The organism is Emticicia soli (assembly GCF_037860775.1).
Classification (GTDB): domain Bacteria; phylum Bacteroidota; class Bacteroidia; order Cytophagales; family Spirosomataceae; genus Emticicia; species Emticicia soli.
Genome location: NZ_JBBEWC010000006.1, coordinates 1 through 23,879, shown reverse-complemented (window position 1 = coordinate 23,879; position 23,879 = coordinate 1). Strand labels below are relative to the sequence as shown.

The 23,879-nt window shown below is 42.3% G+C and carries 17 protein-coding genes; 14 read left to right on the top strand and 3 right to left on the bottom strand.

What is annotated here, in order from left to right:
* Nucleotides 1–11 precede the first annotated feature (11 nt).
* Nucleotides 12–2,552, bottom strand: coding sequence for a nitrite reductase large subunit NirB (gene nirB / locus WAE64_RS10275; RefSeq protein ID WP_340236280.1), 2,541 nt, complete (start codon nt 2,550–2,552; stop codon nt 12–14).
* Nucleotides 2,553–2,866: 314 nt separating this feature from the next.
* Here nirB and WAE64_RS10270 point away from each other — a divergent pair, with 314 nt between their 5' ends.
* The 3 genes from WAE64_RS10270 (at nt 2,867) to WAE64_RS10260 (ending at nt 6,067) form a co-directional block, all read left to right on the top strand.
* Nucleotides 2,867–3,847, top strand: a complete 981-nt coding sequence (locus WAE64_RS10270) for an Ig-like domain-containing protein (protein WP_340236279.1) — start codon at nt 2,867–2,869, stop codon at nt 3,845–3,847.
* A gap of 244 nt (nt 3,848–4,091) precedes the next feature.
* On the top strand, nt 4,092–4,673 hold the full coding sequence (locus WAE64_RS10265; RefSeq protein WP_340236278.1) for an RNA polymerase sigma factor: 582 nt from the start codon (nt 4,092–4,094) through the stop codon (nt 4,671–4,673).
* 5 nt (nt 4,674–4,678) lie between these two features.
* Nucleotides 4,679–6,067, top strand: a complete 1,389-nt coding sequence (locus tag WAE64_RS10260) for a hypothetical protein (RefSeq protein WP_340236277.1) — start codon at nt 4,679–4,681, stop codon at nt 6,065–6,067.
* Between the two features lie 3 nt (nt 6,068–6,070).
* On the opposite strand, the gene WAE64_RS10255 is transcribed toward WAE64_RS10260, so the two are convergent.
* Together WAE64_RS10255 and WAE64_RS10250 are read right to left on the bottom strand one after the other, a co-directional pair.
* Nucleotides 6,071–6,727: a response regulator gene (locus WAE64_RS10255; RefSeq protein WP_340236276.1), complete on the bottom strand. Its 657-nt coding sequence runs from the start codon at nt 6,725–6,727 to the stop codon at nt 6,071–6,073.
* Entirely contained in the window at nt 6,711–8,156 is a 1,446-nt protein-coding gene (locus WAE64_RS10250; RefSeq protein ID WP_340236275.1) for an ATP-binding protein, read from the bottom strand. Before WAE64_RS10250 ends, WAE64_RS10255 begins: the two co-directional genes overlap by 17 nt.
* Before the next feature lie 305 nt (nt 8,157–8,461).
* On the opposite strand from WAE64_RS10250, the gene cobA reads away from it, so the two are divergent.
* The 11 genes from cobA (at nt 8,462) to deoC (ending at nt 23,659) form a co-directional block, all read left to right on the top strand.
* Nucleotides 8,462–9,214 (top strand): uroporphyrinogen-III C-methyltransferase, encoded by a 753-nt coding sequence (gene cobA, locus WAE64_RS10245; protein WP_340236274.1) that lies wholly within the window; start codon nt 8,462–8,464, stop codon nt 9,212–9,214.
* Between the two features lie 674 nt (nt 9,215–9,888).
* Nucleotides 9,889–11,424 (top strand): alginate export family protein, encoded by a 1,536-nt coding sequence (locus tag WAE64_RS10240; RefSeq protein WP_340236273.1) that lies wholly within the window; start codon nt 9,889–9,891, stop codon nt 11,422–11,424.
* Nucleotides 11,425–11,458: 34 nt separating this feature from the next.
* A complete protein-coding gene (locus WAE64_RS10235) occupies nt 11,459–12,760 on the top strand; it encodes a NarK family nitrate/nitrite MFS transporter (RefSeq protein ID WP_340236272.1) in 1,302 nt (433 codons plus the stop codon).
* Nucleotides 12,761–12,896: 136 nt separating this feature from the next.
* Nucleotides 12,897–16,421, top strand: a complete 3,525-nt coding sequence (locus tag WAE64_RS10230) for a molybdopterin-dependent oxidoreductase (RefSeq protein ID WP_340236271.1) — start codon at nt 12,897–12,899, stop codon at nt 16,419–16,421.
* An 89-nt stretch (nt 16,422–16,510) separates the two neighbouring features.
* Nucleotides 16,511–18,334 (top strand): PKD domain-containing protein, encoded by a 1,824-nt coding sequence (locus WAE64_RS10225; RefSeq protein WP_340236270.1) that lies wholly within the window; start codon nt 16,511–16,513, stop codon nt 18,332–18,334.
* An 11-nt stretch (nt 18,335–18,345) separates the two neighbouring features.
* Entirely contained in the window at nt 18,346–19,812 is a 1,467-nt protein-coding gene (locus WAE64_RS10220) for a rubredoxin (RefSeq protein WP_340236269.1), read from the top strand.
* A gap of 104 nt (nt 19,813–19,916) precedes the next feature.
* Nucleotides 19,917–21,197, top strand: coding sequence for a TlpA family protein disulfide reductase (locus WAE64_RS10215; protein WP_340236268.1), 1,281 nt, complete (start codon nt 19,917–19,919; stop codon nt 21,195–21,197).
* Nucleotides 21,198–21,312: 115 nt separating this feature from the next.
* Nucleotides 21,313–21,549 (top strand): DUF4834 domain-containing protein, encoded by a 237-nt coding sequence (locus WAE64_RS10210; RefSeq protein ID WP_340236267.1) that lies wholly within the window; start codon nt 21,313–21,315, stop codon nt 21,547–21,549.
* A gap of 11 nt (nt 21,550–21,560) precedes the next feature.
* A complete protein-coding gene (locus tag WAE64_RS10205) occupies nt 21,561–21,971 on the top strand; it encodes a DoxX family protein (protein WP_340236266.1) in 411 nt (136 codons plus the stop codon).
* A gap of 5 nt (nt 21,972–21,976) precedes the next feature.
* Entirely contained in the window at nt 21,977–22,879 is a 903-nt protein-coding gene (locus WAE64_RS10200; protein WP_340236265.1) for a histone deacetylase family protein, read from the top strand.
* Between the two features lie 108 nt (nt 22,880–22,987).
* Nucleotides 22,988–23,659, top strand: coding sequence for a deoxyribose-phosphate aldolase (gene deoC / locus WAE64_RS10195; protein WP_340236264.1), 672 nt, complete (start codon nt 22,988–22,990; stop codon nt 23,657–23,659).
* The last annotated feature ends 220 nt before the right edge of the window (nt 23,660–23,879 follow it).

The window sequence follows — 23,879 nt, the reverse complement described above, 5'->3', positions numbered from 1 at the left end:
AGTTAATGAGATTATGCGCTTACTTTATTCCAGTCGGTGGCCATTATCTGGTCTCTGAGCGGCTCGTATTTTACGTTGGGGTCTTTTACCTCTGGCGCATTTACAAAATGCACAAATCTTTTGCGTATTTCGGGCTTTTCAACGGCCTCTTTCCACTCGCATAGGTAATTGTCTACCAGTAGTTGCATTTCTTTCTCTAAATCATCACAAATGCCCAGGCTATCATCAATTATCACCGATTTCAGGTAAGCTATGCCGCCTTCCAGTTTGTTGAGCCATGTGGCGGTGCGGGTAAGCGGTTCGGCGGTTTTGATATAAAACATCAGAAAACGGTCAATCAATTTCAGACACATTTCGCTGCTCAGGTCGGTAGCTAGTAGTTGTGCGTGTTGTGGTTTTGAGCCTCCATTGCCACATACGTACAAATTCCAGCCTTTTTCGGTGGCTATAATGCCAAAATCTTTGCTTTGGGCCTCGGCGCACTCACGGATACAACCCGATACGGCCGATTTTAATTTATGCGGCGAACGAAGCCCCTTATAGCGGTTCTCGACCTCGATGGCAAAACTTACCGAGTCTTGCACACCAAAGCGGCACCAGGTAGTGCCTACGCAGCTTTTTACGGTTCTCAGCGATTTTCCGTAGGCGTGGCCACTCTCAAAGCCTGCGGCTATGAGTTCTTCCCATATTTGGGGTAAGTCGCCTACATGAGCCCCAAACATATCAATGCGCTGGCCGCCTGTAATTTTGGTGTAAAGCCCATATTTTTGTGCTACCTGCCCAATCACAATCAGTTTTTCGGGAGTTATTTCTCCACCCGGAATCCGAGGGACAACCGAGTAAGTGCCGCCACGTTGGATATTCGCCAGAAATCTATCGTTTGAATCTTGTGCTGTGGCATTATCTTTTTGCAGAATCATTTCGTTCCACAAACTGGCCAGAATCGAGGCTATGGCTGGTTTACATACTTCGCAACCATCGTCTTTACCAAATTTGTCAAGCACCTCGTCGTAAGTTCTGAGGTTATTGATTTTTACCAGATTAAATAATTCCTGACGGGTATAATCAAAATGCTCGCACAGAATGTTTCGGATATAAATCCCCTGTGCCTTCATGGTGCCTTGTATGAGGTCTTTTACCAAAGGCACGCAACCGCCGCAGCCAGTGCCTGCTTTGGTGCATTTCTTGATGCCGTCGAGCGTGGTAACTTTATTCTCTACAATTTCGTGACAGATACGGCCTTTAGAAATGGCCTCGCACGAGCAGATAAGGGCTTCATCGGGTAATGACATAATACCTGCACCGCTGTCGGCTTCGCCGCCTCGGCTGCCTAAAATCAGGTCTTCGGGGTCTTTCGGAATCACCAGATTGTTAATGGTGGTCTGCAAGAGCATATTGTATTGCTCGGCATCTCCAATCAGAATACCACCAAGCAGGCTTTTTCCATCGGTCGAAATATTGATTCTTTTATATACTCCTTTCGATTTGTTTTCGTAAACAATTGTCTGGCAGTCGGGCTCTTGTACAAACGGATTGCCAAAACTGGCTACATCAACCCCAATGAGTTTTAGCTTAGTCGACATATCAAAGGCAAGGAAAGATTTCCCTTCTGCACCCAATGCTTTTGTGAGGTTAGTTGCTACCACTTCGGCCATATCATAACCCGGTGCAACCAAGCCGTATATCATCTGATTATGCAAGGCGCATTCGCCAATGGCAAATATATCGGGGTCTGATGTTTGGAGTTGATTGTTCACCACAACACCGCCTCTGCTGCCTACTTCTAAACCCGCTAGGCGGGCTATCTCGTCACGGGGTTTAATTCCTGCCGAAATCACAAGCATATCAACATCTAGTTTCGAGCCATCGGCAAAGTTCATGCCTTTTATGGCTTCATTGCCTGTAATTTCTTGTGTGTTTTTCGATAAATGAAGTTTTAGCCCCAGGGCTTCTAATTTGCTTTTGAGCATATCAGAGCCTGCCTGGTCTATCTGCCGTGGCATAAGTTTAGGTGCAAATTCAATCACGTGAATTTCTTCAAGACCCAAATCTATCAGGGCCTTGCCTGCTTCTAAGCCCAATAATCCACCACCAATTACAGCACCTTTACGGGCTTTGCCAGCATGGCTTTGCATCATTTCAAGGTCTTCAATGGTGCGATACACAAATACACCTTCTTTTTCAATACCCGGAATCGACGGCACAAAAGGCGCAGAGCCTGTGGCTAGTATCAGGTAGTCGTAAGGTACAGAAAGCCCATGATGCGATAAGACTGTTTTGCGTGCACGGTCGATGTGTGTAACGGGGTCGGAGAGGTGAATCTGAATCTGATTGTCGAAATACCAGTCAAGCGGCGCGAGTGTGAGGTCGTCGGCGGTTTTGCCTGCAAAATATTCACTGAGGTGTACACGGTCGTATGCCGGACGAGGCTCTTCACCAAATACAGTGATTTGAAAGAAATCAGGTGCCTTGGCTATGAGTTTTTCGCAAAACTTATAGCCCACCATACCGTTGCCCACCACAACGATACGGCGTTTAGTTCCGTTTGTCATTTTGAATTATGTTTACCTACGTTTGCCCATTTTTAGCTAAGACGTTCCCCCATACAGAGCTAAAATGGTGTTAATTGATTAAAGAAATTGAGTATAAATACTTAATTTCTTGTCAAATATACTTATGTATTTCTAATATACAAATTTTTATTTGGCAAAAATCATAAATTTTACGCTTCTGTTTTGGTAATTGTACTTAATGCAGAATAAATATAAATAAATGTAATAGGTGGCCTATTTTTACAAAAAAGTTGAAATAAATTTAAACCTCAATTCTGTTTTTGGTGTCATCATTAAAAAAGACCTTGTTTTTCATGTTTCAAAGTGTTCATATATTTTTAAAGAAAACAATCACAACACAAGTGCTATTGAGTTTCTGGCTTTTTGCTTTTGGGCTGGGTGCGTGCGATAACCTGAAATTTGATGAAGCAAGCCAGGCACCGGTAGAAAACCCCAACAATGTATTTAATACAACCACCGAGGCCATAACCATAAACCCTACCTCTTTGCAGGGGCTCGAAAACGCCAGTCAGGTTAGTATATTGCGAGAACCCATGTATGGCGAGGCAAAATTTACTGATAATGGTTTGGTGTATTATAAACTCACAAGTACAAGCAGTGTTAACCGAGATAATCTGGTTTTGAGAGGAAAAACCTCAGCAGGGGCTACCATCGATAAACAAGTGGAGATTATGATTCTGCCCTCGATACAAGATTTACCTTGCTATGCCGGAGCCATTGGCGATAGGGCAGAGGTGGAGGTATCGACGCCCATTTCGCTCAATGTTACGGCCAACGATAAAACCTGTACCACCATAGGGGGCGTGCAAATTGAGGTACAGCCAAAGCATGGCATAGTAAGCGTACAAGGGCAGTCGATTATTTATATACCCGAAAAAGATTATATAGGCAGCGATATGTTTTTGTACCGGATAAATATCTCGAACAACAAAAATCCGGTAGCCCCTGTTGAGTTGGCGATTGTTGAGCCTGCTGCTTGCGCCACAGGCTTGAAAGACGATGATTTGAGTATTACCAATTATGTGGAGGGCTCGAACATAGCGATTGATATTTTGAAGAACGATGTTATTTGTTCATTATACAGCAAGGCAAGGCTCAGAATTGTGTTGCCGCCACAACATGGCAAGGTAAGCATTGATTCTACGAGTTTCGATACGCCCATTATTTTGTATCAGGCCGATAAAGGGTTTAAAGGAGATGATACTTTTTCTTATGGATTGTATCGTAACCAGACAGATTTTGTAAAGGCTAAAGTTTCTGTATCGATAAAATGATTATATGTTAAACTTAGAACTTGTCTAGTATTTTTTTATGATTTTAGTACTAGCGAATTATTAGAATTCAAGAAATAAACGTTCTTTGGAACGCCTGATTTTGTAGAGACAGGGCACTGCCCTGTCTCTACTTTGCGCACCCTGTGAAATTATATTATAAAAAATTAAAGAGCGCTTATTTCTTGAATTCTAATAATTCGGTGAAAAATAATAACAGACAAGTTCGTATTAAGAATATTTAGATTTGCTTACTGACGAGGAGGTTTTCAGAGGTTGTTTGAAGAACGACCGCAAAGCGCAGGCGACTTTTTATCAGCGATATAAAAGTCGTTTTTTTGGCGTTTGCTGGCGTTATGCAAATAACAAAGAAGACGCCGAAGATATTTTTCAGGAAGCACTAATCAAGGTATTTAAGCATATAAAAGAGGTGCGAGACGCCAAAGATTTGTCGGCATGGGTGCGGCGAATTATTGTGAATACTGCCATTAATCATTACCGCAAAAAAGTAACATTTGACGATGTAGAAAACCTAAGCGACGAAGTATTGCTGCCTTTTGATACACACGATGAGATTCTGAACCAATTAACCAGCAAGGAACTGATGGAGGTACTGAACACTGTGCTTGCTGAATTACCCAACGGGGCCAGAATTGTATTTAATATGTATGTGATGGAAGGCTACACGCACCCCGAAATTGCAGCCCAATTACAGATTGCCGAGGGGACATCGAAATCGCAATTATTTTTTGCGAAGAAGTATATACAAGAAAAATTAAAAAAAAAGGGTTTTAATGTGATGAATTCGGTAAAAATGAATCATATTTAAGAGTAATGAACAAGCCTAAAGATAAAATAGAAGAACTCTTCCAGAATCATTCAGATGATTTTGACAGAATGCCAGACGATAGCCTTTGGGATAATATAGAGGCACATCTTCCGCCTGCTACGCCTGTTTACAGACTTTGGCGTTGGGGATTGGCTGCTGCTTTGTTGTTGTTTTCGTTGGTGGGCTATGTGGCGTATGAGTTTTACGGCACTAATCAGCAAACAGATTTGGCTGGTAAAAAAGAGAATACATCAAAACGCAATGCTGATTCAGAAAACCAAGAGGCGCAGAAAAGTACAAAAAACGAGCCTGAGAAAGCCAATGAAGGTTTAGGAAGAGATTATACTAGCCAAGCCGAAACAGCGGCACTAAGGGCTGGAAATGATAAGAATAAGACAAGCGATTATGCAGGCGTAGAAGAGAAGGAGAAAACGAGCATTGCAAGTACAGTAAATAAACAAAAGCTAAATAAGGCTTCAAATAAACTCAACAGTACAAACGAAGCAGTTGTAGCACAAAATACACAAAGAGGCACAAAACAGAAAACCGATAAGCCGCAAATATCATCGAATGGCACATCAGCCAATCAAATAGCTGTTGAAAACTCTGATAACAGCACTCACATACCACTAAACACTACTGAAACCAGTGATAAGGAAGCAGTTGAACCAACACAAACTGAGGAAAACAAAAGACTTTCGGGATTATCGTCTTTGGCGGGGCATCCTGCTGTTTTTGATAATGAGATAGCGTTTAATACTGCCATTGCTTCTGAGCCTGAGTATAAACCTGAAGAGAAAAAAGAAAGTTTCTTTAAAGCGCCGAGCGAATTGTATGTATCGCTTACGCCCTCGTTAAACTATTATCGGGTGATTTCTACTATGCCTATCAACCAGTTTAATGCGGCTAATAATGGCGGTAGGGTAGGTTGGGCTGTGCAAGCCGGAGCGGTGTATCCGCTTAAAATCAGAAGAATGAATTATAGAGTTGGTTTGAGTTATTTCTCAACCCAGTCTAATTTCAAGTATAATGTATTTACGGGCCGCCAGCAAACTATACGCCTCGATAACAATACATTCGGGTACGTAAACATCGATGATTCAAGGACCGAATCAAAACGATGGCACGTGCTTGAAATACAAAACGACCTGATGTATAAAATACGACCAATGCACGATTTGATTCTGGGCTTTAAGGCAGGCAGCAGCTTTAGCGAAAAGCCTGTATTTGATGCCTACACGGGGTATCGTTTGAGCAAGCAGGTAAATCACCGCCAGATATTCTGGATAGAGGCCGCTTATGCGTATGCTATCAACGGCCAACAATCAAGCAGAAATGCATTTTCTTACCACATGGATAAATATAGTTTGCGTATTGGGGTTAATTTCAGGTAGGGTTTACTCCACCGCCAACCTAACCAGTTCAGCCGTATTTTTAACTTGGGTTTTACGCAAGATATTTGCTCTGTGGTTTGAAACCGTGCGCACACTCAATTGGAGTTTTTCTGATATTTCCTGGCTGTTCAGACCTTCTACAATGTAGTTGAGTATTACTTTTTCTTGCTTTGATAATACGTTTGTGATAGCCGAAGTTTCTTTTTTGGCACTTGCGCCTCCGGTTTTCTTTTGGTTGAGCAGCCCGTCGATAATCATGGCTGAAACCGTTGGAGGGAAGTATTTGTTGCCAGCCGCCACTGTATCAAGGGCTTTCAGAATTTCTTCTTTGCTGGTATCTTTCAACAAGTAGCCCATCGCACCGTTTTCTACGGCTTGCACCATGTATTCCTGATTGTTATGCATCGAGAAAATAAGTGACCGTACATTTGGATGTTTCTGTGAGATAATTTTAGCCACTTCAAAGCCCGTCATGCGGGGCATTGATAGGTCGAGCAGCACAATGGTTGGTTTTAGGTCTTTGATGCCTTCCAGGGCTTCCACGCCGTCAGCCGCTTCGCCTACAATCTCAATGTTTTCTTCGTCTTCCAAAAGATTTATGATGCCTTTGCGCACTACTGCGTGGTCATCTACAATCATCAGTTTAATTTTGTTTGCCATATTGGGTCGGTATTTTCACAGTTATCAGGGTTCCTTTTGTTGATTTTGCTTGTATTTTTATTTGTCCACCCAACAGGTGTACACGGGTTTGCATATTAGATAGTCCGTTGTTGATGATAGTTGCTTTTTTTACGCCTGTCTGCTCAAATCCCACACCATTATCACTTATACTTAATTCAACTGCTGTTTTATGCTTTTGTAAAACAACCTTAGCCTCGGTGGCTTTCGAGTGTTTCTGTATATTATTGAGTGCTTCCTGCGCTATTCGGTATAGGTTTACTTCTAGGTTACTATTAAGCCTTGTTTTGTCGAAATTGCTTTCAAACAACACTAATATTCCACTTGCTTGTTGCGTATTTTCAGCCAGTATGCGTATAGCCGCCGATAGGCCGAAGTCGCTTAAAACAGGAGGCATCAGGTTGAACGATACAACCCTTGTTGCTTCTATGGTTTCTTCAATCAGTTTATTATGTTGTTCAAAGGTTTTGCGTTGTTTATCATCTGCAAATGGTATGTTCTTTAGCTTTTCGCTGTGTAGTTTTAATCCGGTAAGCATTTGGCCTATGCCATCGTGTAGCTCCCTTGAAAGCCTGCGGCGTTCTTCTTCCTGTCCCTCCATTAATGCGCTCGAGCGCACATTGTCTTCTTTGCGCATCAACTCATATTTCTCTTCCGTAATCTTCACCAGATTCTTCTGCATTTCTAGCAATTTCTGGTTAGAAATGCTCAATTCTAGGTTCTTCTGTTGCAGTGCTTGCTCCGAATCGGTAAGCATTATTATTACCTTCTTTATATACTCGGTCAGGGGCTTAAATATCAACACGCCCTCTAATATCAGAATGGCGATTGTCAGAAAAAACAAGAAAAACTCAATGCTCCTGACCCTGTTTACTTTCTGCTCCGACTCCAAATCATACTGAAACACAATGCTATCCATTTTGTTCAGAAAAAGCCGCTCATTTATCAGTATATCGTCTAAAACCTGCTTCTTGTCAAATTCCTCGTTATTCAGAATCAACTCAAGTTTGCTTTTGATTGTCAGAAAAATAGGATCCAATTCCTGAAGCATCTTGTTGATTTTATCCGAGTTTTTCACCAACAGATGCCTTTCAGTCTCCAGATTTTCGTTCACAAAGCCCTCATGGCATTTGCGCCAGAGCGTAAGGGTTTCTCCAAACTCTCGGCGGTAGAAACGAGCCTCTTCCGAAAACCTGTCGGCATTGGTCAGCAAAATAGCCATTTTAGATAAACGCTGGCTCAGCATACGTTGGCGCCCGGCAATATTTACCACGTGGGCATCGTTGAGTGTATCTTTCAACGACTGCTGAATGAGTATTTGTCCCGTTATCGAAAGCACGGCTACCGCTGTCAGGGCAAGTATATAAAACTTTGTCAGGCGCTGGGTAACTTCTTGTTCGAGTGTAGGCATTTTTACGAGGCTTATCTGTCAGATTCCATAGAAAATTAGTGTAAAAAAACACTTTTTCCAATGTAAATACATAGATTCTTGATAGTTTTTTATTAATTATCAAAAAAATACTATTCATTAAATTGAGTATTTATACTTAATTGTATTTTTCTTATTTTAGTTTTGAATTATTTGATTTTATGCGAATATTATTCTGAAAATATTTGTATTGATAAAATTATCTTCTACTTTTATTGAGTATATGTAAATATATGCTTTTTGCTTTAATGCAATTTTATTTTTACGGATAAATATAAATAACTAAAATGCAAGCGAAACTGACACTCGTGGGGGCGGGTCCAGGCGATGCCGAACTCATTACACTCAAAGGGATAAAAGCACTACAAAAAGCCGACGTAGTTTTATACGATGCCCTGGCTAATCATTCGCTGTTGGAGTATGTGCCCGAAAACGCCATTATAGTAAATGTAGGCAAGCGCAAAGGGCAGCACTCTTATGCACAGTTTGAAATCAACCAGATGATTGTGGAATACGCCCTTAAATTCGGGCATGTAGTTCGTTTAAAAGGGGGCGACCCTTTTGTGTTTGGGCGGGGCTACGAAGAGCTTGAATATGCCCGTGCTTTTGGCATTGAAACCGAAGTAGTGCCGGGGGTATCAAGCAGTGTAGGCGTGGCAGGCGTGAACCAGATTCCGATTACACACCGAGACATTGCCCGTAGTTTCTGGGTAGTAACGGGACACACCAGCGATGGCCTTTTACCTAATGATTTAAAGCTGGCTGCGCAGTCGTCGGCAACGGTGGTAATACTGATGGGTATGAGCAAACTAGCCGAAATAGTAGAGATTTTTAGCGAAAACGGCAAAAAAGAAACGCCAATTGCCATTATACAGAATGGCACAACTACACGGCAAAAATCTTTGTTTGGCCAGGTACAAAGCATTGAGGCACATGTAGAGGCAACAGGTATTAGCAACCCTGCCGTTATTATTATTGGCGAGGTAGTTAGCCTGCACCCCGACTACGTAGCTGCTTATGACGAACATTTGTTGGCTTAGTTTACAAGAGTTTATTAGATTTATTACATACGCTTATTTGTCAGGTTTTTTAATTGACTCACTACTTAAGTATGCCGCCCTGAGGTAAACCTATAGTAGTGAGTTTTCTTCTTTCTTCATCAATTTATATTTCCTAAAAGGACTCCTTAATACTTATTGATATAGGCTTTGGTAATTGTATTTTTTATAGATACAGAAAGGTAGGTTGTCTTTTGAGGAAAATGTGTTAAATGTGGTTTTGTGGTTTAAAAAATGACTTGTTTTCTTGTGTGAAATTGTATTTTTCCGAAAACAAGTTTCAGATTTAAAAGAATATTGATTAAAAGTGTAAAAAATGGCTAAAATATGTATAAAATGATTTTGAGTATAAAATATTATTTTTTACATTTGAATAGCTAAAGAAAATTATCAAATAAATGAGTAGTTTTACTTAGATAATATTTGGATAGTGGGGGCTATCAAAGTATTATATTTCGCTGGTATTTCAAACAATAAACAATTCAAAACAAGATGCAAACGTAGGAAAAAAGCAACAAAAGCACAGATAAACGTCGATTGTCGGAGTGGGGGCTCTGATTTTCGGCCAACAAAAAAGCCGACCTGATATGGGGGTATCAGAATCGGCAATGAATCGCAAAACGTAGGTATTTATTCACAATTCAACATCAAAGCAAATGAAAAAAAATCTATTACGCAAATTTACACTTGCACTTTTCTTCATTGTTTTCTTTGGCGGTGTTTCTTATTCACAATTTTCTCTAACGGGCCAACTCAGAACCCGAACCGAAATCAGAGACGGATTAGGGAATCTGGCTTTGATAAACGCCAAACCAGCCGCTTTTACTTCGCAACGTACTCGTCTTACCTTTGGCTACAAATGGGATAGACTCACGATGGGTGTATCGGTACAGGATATTCGGGTGTGGGGACAAGATGCCTCTTCTATTTCAAGCAACGATGGTGCCCGACTAGGCGTGCACGAAGCCTGGGCCGAGCTTGTATTGGCCAATGCAGCCGATACTAGCATTAAATTCAAGGCTTTACAGTATCTTTCCTTAAAAATCGGCCGTCAGGAATTAGTTTATGACGACGTGCGTCTGCTGGGTAATCTCGACTGGCTGCAACAAGCCCGCCGATTCGATGCCGCATTGCTTAAAGCGCAACACAAGGGCTGGTTATTAGACATAGGCGGCGGTTTCAACCAGAATTCAGATGGATTTGGTGTAAATGGTACTTATTATGTTGGCGGCAATGTGCCGTTGGCTGTATTATCATCAAAAGGTGTAAGCCTTAATACACCTGCCGGGTTTTTACCTACCAATGGCAAAAATGGTGCACCTGTTTTGCTGAATGCCGTAAGTACCAACGGGCAGAACCAGCAGTTCAAATCTTTTCAGATGGCTTATCTGGCTCGCAAGTTTCAACAGACCAAATTGTCGGTTTTGTTTTTCAAAGATGATTTTTCAAAATTTCGTATAGACAGTATCGGTAATGCAGCCAACGGCTATGCGTATGGCCGCCGCTACGACCAGACGGGCGTAAATTCACGCCTTACTTATGGGGCAATGCTCACGGGTAGCAATAGCCTTAATAAGCTGAATAAAGTACAATGGCAGGTATTTGGCTATTTGCAATCGGGCAAAGACCGTGACGGGCTAAGTATTAAAAGTGCTTACCATTATGGGGCTAATTTCATGATTCAGCGAGGTGCATTGAGCTTCGGGCCGGGGTATGAAGTGCTTTCGGGCAATGATGGTTTTAAGCAAAAAGCAGGTGAAACGCATCGTTTCGACCCACTCTATGGCACGCCACATAAGCACTGGGGCTATATGGATTATTTTTATGTTGGCACGGGGGCGCCGGCAGGTGGGCTGCAAGATGCTTTCTTCAAGTTTAAGCACGTAAACAAACGCCTTACGAGCACGCTTGATATTCATTATTTTGCATTGGCGGCTGCTACGCCCAACAAAATGCTCGATGCGCCTGCAAGCGCCAGAATCAGCCCAATGCTGGGTTTAGAATACGATTTAGTGCTCAATTATGCCCTCAATAAGTTTACGAGCATTGAAGCAGGCTACGCCCTGATGCAAGGCAACAACAGCCTTGAATATGTAAAGCAAAACTCGATGGATAAAACCCGTAAAACGGGGCAATGGGGCTATCTGATGCTCAATATCCGCCCTGAGTTCTTTGCTTCTGCCAAAAAATAATCATCTCTCTCATTTATCTAAACGAAAGAAAATCATGAAACCGACTATAAACAAACCATTAGAAAAACTAAATATTTTTGATTTCTCGAGCGTACAAATGCGTACGTTTCACGTTACATGGCTTACATTCTTTATGTGTTTTTTCGGCTGGTTCGGGCTGGCACCTTTAATGCCTACTATCAGGGAAGACCTCGGTTTAACTAAGGCGCAAGTAGGGAATACCTTGATTGCGGCTGTATCGGCCACCATTGTTGCACGTCTAATTATCGGTCGTTTATGCGACACCTGGGGGCCACGCAAAACTTACACGGCCTTGCTGGTGATTTGTGCTATTCCGGTGTACCTGGTGGGTTTGGCGCATAGTTACGAAACCTTTTTGTTGTTCCGTTTAGCTATCGGCGTAATAGGCGCATCGTTTGTAATTACCCAATACCATACGTCGGTAATGTTTGCCCCAAGTATTAAGGGCACAGCCAACGCCGTAGCCGGAGGCTGGGGGAATTTGGGCGGAGGTATCACCAATATGCTTATGCCTGTGATTTTTGCAGGTATTGTAGGGCTTGGCTATACCAAGGGCGAGGCATGGCGTTTGGCTATGATTGTGCCCGGTACTTTGCTGTTAATTTGTGCTTTTTTGTACTACAAGTTTACAAAAGATACACCTGCCGGAAACTACGAGGATATTCGTCGTGAAGTAGCGCAAAAAGATAAACCCGATACAATGGCGGTTGTAAAAGACTGGCGTGTATGGGCTTTGGCTATCTCTTATTCTATTTGTTTTGGTATGGAAATTACTTTCGACAACGTGGCGGCACTACACTTTGTAGATAATTTCGGTGTCGACCAGAAGATGGCAGGTTTGCTGGCTGGCTTGTTTGGCTTCATGAATATTTTTGCCCGTGCCTTAGGGGGTATCTGGGCCGATAAAGTAGGTAAAAAGAATGGTTTAACAGGCAAAGGCCGTTTACTAGCCGCATTGATTGCCATTGAGGGCATCGGGCTTGTGTTCTTCGCCGGAGCAGCTTCTTTGCCTTTCGCTATTGTTTCAATGGTAGTTTTTGCGCTGTTTCTGAAAATGGCTAATGGCGCTACTTATGCACTTACGCCTTTCATTAATGCAAAAAATGTGGGCATGGTAGCTGGTATTGTGGGCGCAGGCGGCAACATTGGCGGTATGCTCATGGGCTTTCTGTTCAAATCTGAAAATCTGACTTACGCCGATGCCTTTCAGTACATAGGCATAGCGGCAGTAGGAGCAGCATTGCTGATTGCCGTTACAAAATTCGGTGCCAAAGAGAAGGTTGAGAAGCCTGTTTTGGTGGAGGATTTGGTGTGATGGTGGGTTGATTTTTTAATAATAGTAATTAAAAACCCCATCCCCGACCCTTCCCCAACAGTGGGGAAGGGAGATAAAGCCCCTCTCCCCACTGTTGGGGAGAGGGGTTGGGGAGTGGGGTTAAATCCCTATAATAATGAATAGCTTAAAAAAATATAAAACAACGTGCTGTTATTGTGGGGTGGGCTGCGGAATTGTGGTAACAGATACCGGCAATGGCAGGATTCATGTAGAGGGTGATAAAGAGCATCCTGTAAATAGAGGTATGCTTTGCTCTAAGGGCATGAATCTGCATTATACAGTAAACGACAAGACCGACCGCCTGCTGTATCCACAAATGCGTATGAACCGAAGTATGCCCATGCAACAAACAAGCTGGGACGAAGCATTGGAACGCACAGCCGCAGTTTTTAAAACTTTTATAGCTAAATATGGCCCCGATTCGGTAGGTTTTTATGTATCTGGGCAATGCCTTACAGAAGAATATTACTTGTGGAATAAGCTGATGAAAGGCTTTATTGGGTCTAATAACATCGATACCAATTCAAGGCTTTGTATGTCGTCGGCGGTGGTGGCTTATAAATTATCGTTGGGTGAAGATGCCGTTCCGGTTTGTTATGATGACATTGAGGCGTCAGACTGTATATTGGTAGAGGGGGCGAACCCTGCGTGGTGTCATCCGATACTGTGGCGTAGGGTAGAAGCCCACAGAGCGGCAAATCCTGATTTAAAAATTATTACCGTTGACCCACGCCGTACACAAACGGCTACGTCGTCAGACCTACATTTACAGATTAATCCGGGTACAGACGTAACGCTGAACCATGCCATTGCAAGGGTACTGATAGAGCGCAATTGGATTGATAATGATTTTATAGCTAATCATACTGATGGTTTCGAAGAATTAAGTGCCAAAGTTTTTGAGCGCACGCTCGAAGAATCGGCGCTGATATGTGGTGTTTCTGTAGACGATATTCAGAAAGCAGCTTATTGGATTGCCCAAGCCAAAGGCTTTTTATCTATGTGGACAATGGGCTTAAACCAATCGGTGATTGGTGTAAATAAAAATCTTTCTTTAATAAACCTGAGCCTAATTACAGGTAAGATTGGTAAACCGGGTAACGGGCCATTCTCACTGACAGGCCAACCCAATGCAATGGGTGGCCGTGAGGTAGGTGGGCTAGCAAATATGTTGGCATCGCACCGTGATATTCTGAATCCTGAGCACCGAGCCGAAATGGAAAACTTTTGGGGCGGTACTAAAATATCAGATAAAATGGGACTTACAGCTACCGAAATGTTTAAAGGACTTGAAAGCGGTAAACTCAAAGCTATCTGGATAGCTTGCACCAATCCGATGGTGAGCCTGCCCGATGCCCGTATGGCCGAAGCCGCCATGAAAAACGCACGCTTTGTAGTAGTACAGGATATTTCGAGCAGAACTGACACCATCAAGTTTGCTGATGTAGTATTGCCTGCCGCCGCCTGGACAGAGAAAGAGGGCACCATGACCAACGCAGAGCGCAGGGTGTCTTATCTGCACAAGATTGGTGAAGCACCGGGCGAAACATTAGCTGATGCTGAAATCATTTGCAGATTTGCCGAAAAGATGGGTTGGGGGGCACACTTCAACTATAAAAACTTTGGCGAAATTTATCAGGAATACACACGTACAACCGAGGGCACAAACATTGATGTAACAGGCGTAAGCTACAATTTGCTTAAGCAGAATACGGTTCAATGGCCGTATCCGGCTAAAGATAGGAATGCCAAAGGAACTGCTCGTTTGTTTGAAGACCATCAATTTTATACAGCCAACAAAAGAGCCAAGATTCATGGCGTGCCCGATGCCAACGAATCGGAATCAACCAATAACAATTTTCCCTTGATTCTGCTTACTGGCCGTATCAGAGACCAATGGCATACTATGACCAAAACAGGGCGTGTGAACAAGCTAAAACAGCATATCCCGATGCCATTCTTGGAGATTCATCCGCACGATGCCCAAGAAAGAGGCATTGAAAACGAAGCCATTGTAGAAATAAAAGGCAAAAGAGGAAGCGTAAAGGTAAAAGCCAAACTAACCGATGAGGTAAAGCCCGGCAATGTGTTTTTACCTATGCACTGGGGGCGAGTACTAGGCAATGATTTTGGACGTGCCAATAACCTGACAAATAATCTGGTCGACCCGAAATCGAAAGAGCCTGATTTTAAATATTCGGCGGTTGAGGTGGTGAAATATCAAAAACCTAAAGAAAAAATCATTGTAATAGGCGCAGGTTCGGCTGGTTTAGGTTTTATTTCAACATACCGTAGCTTAAATCAAACTGATGAAATTGAGGTGTTTTCAAAAGAAATTCACCCGTTCTATAACCGTGTAATGCTGCCTGACTATATCAGTGGTACGCAAACATGGGAGCAGCTAGTAAAACTAAAAGATGCCGAGTTTGCAGAGAAAAACATCAAAGTAAATAAAGGCATAGGTATTGAACACATCGACCGAAAAAATAAAGTGGTGGTTGATAGCAATGGCAACGAGCACAGCTACGATAAACTGTTTTTAGGCATGGGAAGCCGTGCGTTTATGCCCAAAAACTTCCCACGCATCGGTGGTGTTTTTAATATGCGCAGCCGCCACGATGCCGATGATTTAATGCCCTATATAAAAGCCGGAAATCAGGCCGTAATTGTGGGCGGTGGCTTGCTGGGTTTAGAAATGGCGGCATCGCTGCGGGAAATTGATGTAAATGTGGCGGTAATACAACGTAGCAGCCGCTTTATGGATAGGCAACTAGATGCACTGGGCAGCGATATTCTGCACGAGGAAATAGTAGCCAGAGGCATTGATGTCTATTATAACGACGAAGTAGAGCAAGTTTACGGTAGCGAACGCATCACAGGTGTACGTTTAAAAACAGGTGTCAGAATCAATTGTGATGCCCTGATTGTAGCAGCAGGAACAACGCCTAACATCGAACTGGTGCGGAGTGCCGGATTGGTCTGCAACAGAGGGGTAGTGGTAAACAGCTACATGCAGACCTCTGACCCTGATATTTTTGCCTGTGGTGAAATTGCCGAGTGGGAAACGCAAATGTGGGGCATTACGGCCGCTGCCGAGCAGCAGGCAGCTATTGTAGCTAAGTTTATGGCAGGCGATTTATCATCCTATTATCAGGGGAGTCTATCGATGAATATTCTTAAAATGCATGGCCTTAATCTTTGTTCTTTGGGTATGGCTGAGGTGCCGTCGGGTGGAGAAGGCTACGAAGAGATTGTGTTTATTGATAAAGCCAAGCATTATTACAAAAAGTGCATTGTTCACAACGACCGATTGGTAGGAGCAATACTGATTGGCGACAAGTCGGAGTTTCTGGAGTTTAAAGATTTAATAAGTAATGGCATTGAGTTGTCAGATAAACGCCTGGCTTTGTTGCGCTCAGGCAAAGCGGCTGAGCCTGTAATTGGTAAACTAGTATGCTCGTGTAACAATGTAGGCAAGGGCAACCTCGAAAATGCCATTGCAGGCGGCTGCCACGATATGCCCCAACTATGCCAGAAAACAGGCGCAGGCATGGGCTGCGGCTCTTGTAGACCTGAGGTGAAATTGATTTTGGAAAGCGTATTAGAGCGCATAAAAACAGCAGAAATAGCGCCTGCATAAGGCTTAATATTTAATAAAGAAGCGGCGCAAATGCTTTTGAATATGCAGTATTTAATTAAATTTGTGTTCACACAAATACGCTTATCTGCATGAAAAACACCTTGTTGGTACTAATGACTTCTATTAATCTAATTGCTTGTGCACAAGAAAAATCTTATGACGAATACAAAAAAGGCGGAAAAGGCGAAGACGTTTTGCCGTCGGCCATTACCCCCACACAATCAGATGTAAGTATAAGTCTTTTTAAGAAACTGGGGCATTTGCCCGTTCGGGTTGTACACGACCCTGCCACCAATACTTTATACACCTGTAATATTGACGGCTGGGTTTTTAAAGTGCCGATTGTAAACGGCGTAGCAGGCGAAGAAAGTGGCTTTCTGCCGCCTAACGAACACCAAATTAACTATTTGCAGGGGATGGTTTTTTATAATAATACATTTATTCTTGTCGGGAATCATAACTACGAAAACAGCTCTGATGGCTATGGCGTAGTTGAGAAATGTACTATCTTGCCTAACGGAGAGCGCCAATGGACTACCATGCTGAAAACAGATGTCTATCCATCGTCAGGCACTTTGTTCGACCACGCCTTTGCCGGAATCTGTTTGTCGCCCAACAAAGATTCTGTTTATATAGCCAGCGGGTCTCGTACCGACCACGGCGAGGTAAAAAACTCAGGTAATTATATTGGTTTAAGAGAAGTGCCGCTCACTGCCAAGATATTCCGTATTCCTATCAATGCTACAAATATTCAACTTCCAAATGATGAAACTGCGTTAACCAACAGCGGTTTTGTATTTGCCCGAGGCGTGCGAAATGAGTTTGATATGGCTTTTAATAGCGAAAACCGATTGTTTGGCATTGAGAACTCTGGCGACAGAGACGACCCTGAAGAAATGAACTGGTTGCAAAAAGATAAACACTACGGTTTTCCGTGGCGAATAGGCGGGAACGATACACCTATGCAGTACACGCCCTACAATGCAAGTCAGGATAAACTGATACCTGCCGATGCCCTTGCCCGAAATATATTCTATAACGACCCCGGTTATCCGGCAAGGCCATCAGGCGTTACGTTTGTTGAGCCAATCAAAAACATAGGTCCCGATGCCAATTGGGTTCGCAATCCATCAACAGGAACTATGTATCAATCGGCGGAGATAACAACTTTTACAGGGCACCGCTCGCCCTCAGGTTTGGTTTTTGATATTGATAGTACCTTACAAATGCCTTACACGGGTTCGGGCTTTATGCTCGCCTATTCGCCCGAAGGAGAAGGCGGTTACTTGCCTGACGAAGACAGAGCCGGTGATTTATGCCAGCTAAAACTGGTGTATGATGCCGCTAGCAACAATTATAAAGTAAGTACCAAAAGGCTCATTACGGGTTTTATAAAACTCACCGATGCCGAAAAAGTGGGCAACGTGATTTATGTGGTAGATTTAGCGGCTAACCTATGGAAAGTTACCTTGCCTAAACTGGTAGCACCAGTCAGTAATTTTCTGGCGATACAGTCTGACAATTGTTTGAGAAAGTTCAGCTTTCAGAATCAATCAGCTAATGAGCCTATGACCTACCTCTGGAATTTTGGCGATGGTACTACCTCTACCGAAAAGAATCCGGTACATCAGTATGCAACGGCAGGTAATTATAACGTAACACTTACCACCAGAAATCCGCAGGGAAGCACAAGTAAGCAAAGTGTCATTTCAATTGCCGACCCTTATATTATCACTAATCCGATAAGTGGCAATGCAAGTATTAAGGGCGCAAAAACGATACAGGCCAATAACCTGATTTACTCGGGGGCCAATGTTATTTATAAAGCCGAAAAGCATATTTTACTCAAGCCGGGTTTCAGGGTTGATGTCGGCAGTGTGTTTTTAAGTGGCATTGGAGGCTGCGAAAACTAAACAGATTTATTATGCATGATTACTATTTGATTCGAATCAATTTCAAAGGCGGTATTGCATCGCCTGCCGAAATGAAAGAGATATTGACAGCAGCCCGACGTGCACAAGTGGAAAGTGTGCGTTTTGGCCTGCGCCAGCAAATGTTGTTTTATGTGCCGCACAATTTAGGGAAGGCATTTGGTAAAGCAATGGAATCGCTGGGTGTCGATTTTCAGGTCGATAGTAATCAGTACCCCAACATTGTGAGTTCTTACGTGGCCGAAGAGGTTTTTCAGAAAGGCAACTGGCTCACAGAGGGTATCTACAAAGATATTCAGGATACGTTTGAGTACCGTCCGCAGTTAAAAATTAATATCTCTGATGCCGACCAGAGTTTTAGCCCGTTTTTTTCGGGGCATCTTAACTTTATCGCTTCGCCTACGCCCAATTTCTGGTATTTGTATGTGCGTATTCCTAAAAGCAACCAACTGGTGAGTTTCAAACGGCTGGTTTTTTCGAACGAAATTGCCAAGGTTTGTCAGCATTTAGAAGAGCAACTATTGGTGCATGAGCACACAGAAAACAAAGCCATTGAAAGCCTGCTCGAAAACCTGCCTATAGCCATTTCTGCACCTATCGAAACCGAGCTTGTACCTGCCCGTTTCAGTTTGCCTTATTATGAAGGCTTCAACCGTTATGGAAAAAAAACGTGGCTGGGCATTTATCGCAGGAACGAATCTTTTTCGGTCGATTTTCTGATAAAAATATGTGCGCTGTGCCAAGAAACCAAAATAGGGGAGATTTGTCTTACGCCATTCAAATCGCTGATAATTAAAGGCATCCAAGAAACCGACCGCTGGAAATGGAGCAATGTATTATCAGAATTTAATATCAATGTGCGCCACGCTGCCAACGAACTTAACTGGCAGGTAGAAGATGATTCAGACGAAGCACTAAGTTTAAAAGCTGCTATTGTGCGAGGTTTCGATGCCATTGATTTACGCACTTTTGGCTTGTGCTTTGGTATCAAAACCCGCCCACGAACAGAAGTTTATGCATCAATAATGCTCATGAAACGGAGCTTTAAACTCTTTAATCTTATTCCGCTATATGAAGTTTATGATATTTCGTACACCGAAGATTTCAACCCTAATGGCCGTACCAAAAAGTATTTTGCCCAAGGGGTTTGGCGCTTCAATGTTGGCGAGCAATTAAGACGTTGCGTATTGAAATACAACAATCTGATAGCCGAAAACCAGATAAAAGCCGCCGGACTAAAAGACGACCATAAGCTTGATGCAATACAAAGCCCAAGTACAAAATTGGTGCATCAATGCCCATGCTGTTACACCATTTATGACAAAGACTTCGGCGATTTGCTGAATGATATTCCAGCGGGCGTGCCTTTCGAAAACCTACCTGATAGCTACACCTGCCCAACCTGCGAAACCAATAAGGACGATTTTAGAGTGATTGAAGTTGAGGGGAGTTTGGTGTAGTAAGTTTATTTTATTCAATTCTTCTCAATCTTTGGCGTAGATTTTCGTTAATTTGTTATTCTATTTTGAGTGAAACCGACAAGATAATTTAACATGCCAACGCTATGCTAAAAAGAATACTCTTATATTTACTGATACCCGTTTTGTCTTCGGCACAAACTATCGGCTTTTCAGAGGGTGATAGTACAGATATATTTGCTCAATCGGGTGAAACCGAACTGATTAGTAAACTCAACGGCCTGATGCAAGCGCCGGAAAGCCAGACTTTTATGGCTGAGTTCAAAAAACAATTCCCGGAGTTGTTCCAAAAAAATACACGTTATAAGCAACTCATGGCTACCAATGTTGATGATTGGGAAATGAGCCTATACGATGAGCGTAAAAAACAATTGGGTTTTCTGAATAATTATCCTGCAAAAGATAAACTTTTAGCCGATTTCCAGAAACTTGTAGAAAGCAATATCCGCTGGAACTACTGGCATTTATTGCTGGCCTATTCAATCATCAGAAGTAACCAAGATACCAAACTGGCACGTGTGGTTTCGTTGCCATCGGTAATGATTGAAGACTTAGACCCACAAAAGATACAAGACGAAAGTCTGTTGATTTCAGAGAGTTACCGTAATTTCCTGCCGTTTTTTGTTACCTATTTCAATTCGCAAGAGCAAAAGTTTGTAAAATACGCTGACCAAGTGAAGGCCATTTCAGACAAAAGCAATTATGCATTAAAATACCTGAAAGGCAAAGTTTTAGATTATACACTCTCACAATTGATGTACGATAATTGTGGGCGCATTACAGCCTCAGCGGCTAAATACTGGATTAGTCAGGTTTCAGCCGAAGGCTACCGTAAATTGCTGATAAGCCATTGTCAGGAGACACTGAATAAGAAAGAAGAAGTTGCCAGCAAAAAGAAAGAAGAAAAAGGGCAGAGCAAGAAAGAATTGCTTAACACAGGCGATTACCCTGTGCTGACCGATATGAATGGCAAGCAGTTTAATTTTGCCAAGTACAAAGGCAAAGTTATTTATGTCGACTTCTGGGCAAGCTGGTGTGGGCCTTGTCGTCAGGAGTTCCCATTCTCTAAAAAACTACATAGTTCGCTTTCTGATAAGCAGAAGAAAAACATTGTGTTTTTGTATATTTCGATTGACGATGACCCTGCTAACTGGAAAAATGCTGTTGAAAAGCTACAACTAGACAACGGAGACCACGGTTTTTCGGAAGGTGGTTGGGCTTCGGAAGTAGTAAAAAAATACCAAATCAATGGTATTCCTCGTTATATGATAATCGACAAAAACGGAACAATTGTTCAGCCTGATGCCGTTCGCCCAAGCGACCCCTCAACATTAAATATTTTATTGAAGCTGATAGGGGTTTCTTAAGCGTAAAGCATAGGGAATTAATTTTTGTGATTGATTGTATTATCTTTACATAAACAAATTACATTTGTAGAGTTTATTAGTTTTATTTTAAATTCCCCGTACGGGAACTAAGGTCATGTTTAAATACATTCTCATATTTCTCTTACTGATAGTTTTTGTACCGGTGTTCAGAAACTTCCTGTTCAACCTGTTGGTAGGTAAACAAATTGCCAAAGAGCAAAAACGCTATAACGATATAATGGAAAAACAGCGTGGAAAAGAAGGTGATATCAAAGTAAAACCAACTCAGCAGTCAGACAAAAAAGGTGGCTACGAGGGCGGGCAATATGTTGATTTTGAAGAAGTTAAATAGTAGACTGAATAATGATTAAAAAGTTTTTTAAACCGATAGTGCTAACAAATCAGGTAAGTTTAGCCATTTTTATTTTAAGACTAGGCTTCGCTTTATTATTAATTCCACACGGCTATAATAAGTTGCAGAGTTTTCTGGCAGGCGACCACGACTTCCCCGACCCTTTGCATATAAGTCCTGCTGGTTCGCAGGCACTTACCATTTTTGCAGAGTTCTTCTGCGCTTTATTACTCATCCTTGGTTTATTTACCCGCTTGTCGGCCCTCATACTTATTGTTTGTATGCTGGTAATAGCCTTTGTGATTCATGGTCAAGACCCGCTCGGTGATAAAGAACAGTCTTTATTATATCTTATTGGTTTTATTGCTATTTTTCTGACAGGACCCGGGAAATACTCATTAGACGCCCGCCTTTTTAAATAGTTTCTATGCTTAAAATAGCTTATGATTCTATCTACACGCATCCGTTGCCCGAAGGGCATCGGTTTCCGATGATGAAGTATGAATTGATTCATGAACAATTGTTGTACGAGGGCACTTGTACGGCCGAAAACTTTTTTGTGCCTGCTTCGGTAGGTACCAAATGGGTGTTGGGTGTGCATGATAAACAATATGTAGATGATTTGCTCAACCTACGGATTGATGTCCGAATGGAACGCCGCATTGGTTTCCCGATTTCGGAAATGTTGGTAAAGCGAGAATGGATAATTACCCAAGGTACAATTGATTGCTGTACTTTTGCTTTCGAATCGGGCATTTCGATGAATATTGCCGGAGGAACGCACCACGCCTATGCCGATAGGGGCGAGGGCTTTTGTTTGCTGAACGATGTAGCCGTAGCGGCAAATTATCTGCTCCAAAATAAGCTTGTAAACAAAATTCTGGTAGTTGATTTAGATGTGCATCAGGGTAATGGCACGGCGGTTATTTTTGAAAACGAGCCAAGGGTTTTTACATTTTCGATGCACGGCAAAGAGAATTATCCGCTCAAAAAAGAAAAATCAGATTTAGATATCGAACTCCCTACGTATTGCGAAGACGAGCAGTATCTTGGCACGCTCTACAAAACATTGCCAAAGCTGATTGAAGAAGTAAAACCGCAGTTTATTTTCTATATTTCGGGTGTAGATATTCTGGCATCTGATAAGCTAGGAAAACTGAAAGTATCGATGGATGCCTGCAAGCGCCGTGATGCCTTTGTTTTTGAGCAAGCAATACAGCATAAGTTACCAATAGTGGTTTCGATGGGCGGTGGCTATTCACCACGCATTGCCGATATTGTGGATGCACATTGTAATACTTTTCGTTTGGCTGATAAGATGTTTTTTTGAGAACATTTATCACAGCGTTAATAAAATACTCTGTGATACTCTGTGTAAAACCGAGCGTCGGTCGCTCCGAGCAACTCAGTGGTTAAAATTAAAACCCAATCATTAAAAATGCAGAACATTACCCAATATATAGACCATACGCTACTGAAACCAACGGCTACCGAAATGGATTTCAGGAAGTTGTGTGAAGAGATTTATAAGCATAACTTCTATGCAGCCTGCGTGCCGCCGCACTATGTGCGCTTTGTGAAAGATATACTGGTGTATAGCGAGGCAAAAGTTTGTACGGTTATTGGTTTTCCGTTGGGTTATAATGCTACTTCTATAAAACTGGCAGAAGCCGGGCAAGCATTGGCTGATGGTGCAAATGAGCTTGATATGGTAATGAATATCAATGCTTTTAAATCAATGGCCTACCTGACGGTGAAAGAAGAAATAAAAACAATGGCCGAACTGGTGCATAGCAAAGATGCCCTGCTGAAGGTAATCATCGAAACGGCATACCTAGATAATTTTGATTTAAGCATTGCCTGTGAGATTTGCGAAGAAGCCGGTGCCGATTTTGTGAAAACATCAACAGGTTTTGCCCCCAAAGGAGCCGATTTAGCACAGGTAGAAGTCATGCGGCAGATATTGCCCGAAAATGTAAAAATAAAGGCTTCAGGCGGGATACAAACCTATGAGCAGGCCATTGCATTTATTAATGCCGGGGCCGAGCGATTGGGTACATCATCAGGCGTGGCTATTCTGAAAGGTATTGATGGGGGAGAAGGGTATTGAAGTAAGAATTATATAGATTCAATGCGCTCAATCCCGTAGGGATGTTATATTGGTAGAAAATAATGCTAAAGTAGAAACTAAAATCCCGTAGGGATGATATATTATTGAATATACCATCCCTACGGGATTTTAGTAATCAGGTAATTTAAACTTTCTACCGCGATTTCTATGATTCAAACAAGTGAAAAAGTATAATTTTCGTTATATTTTTGATTTTTGT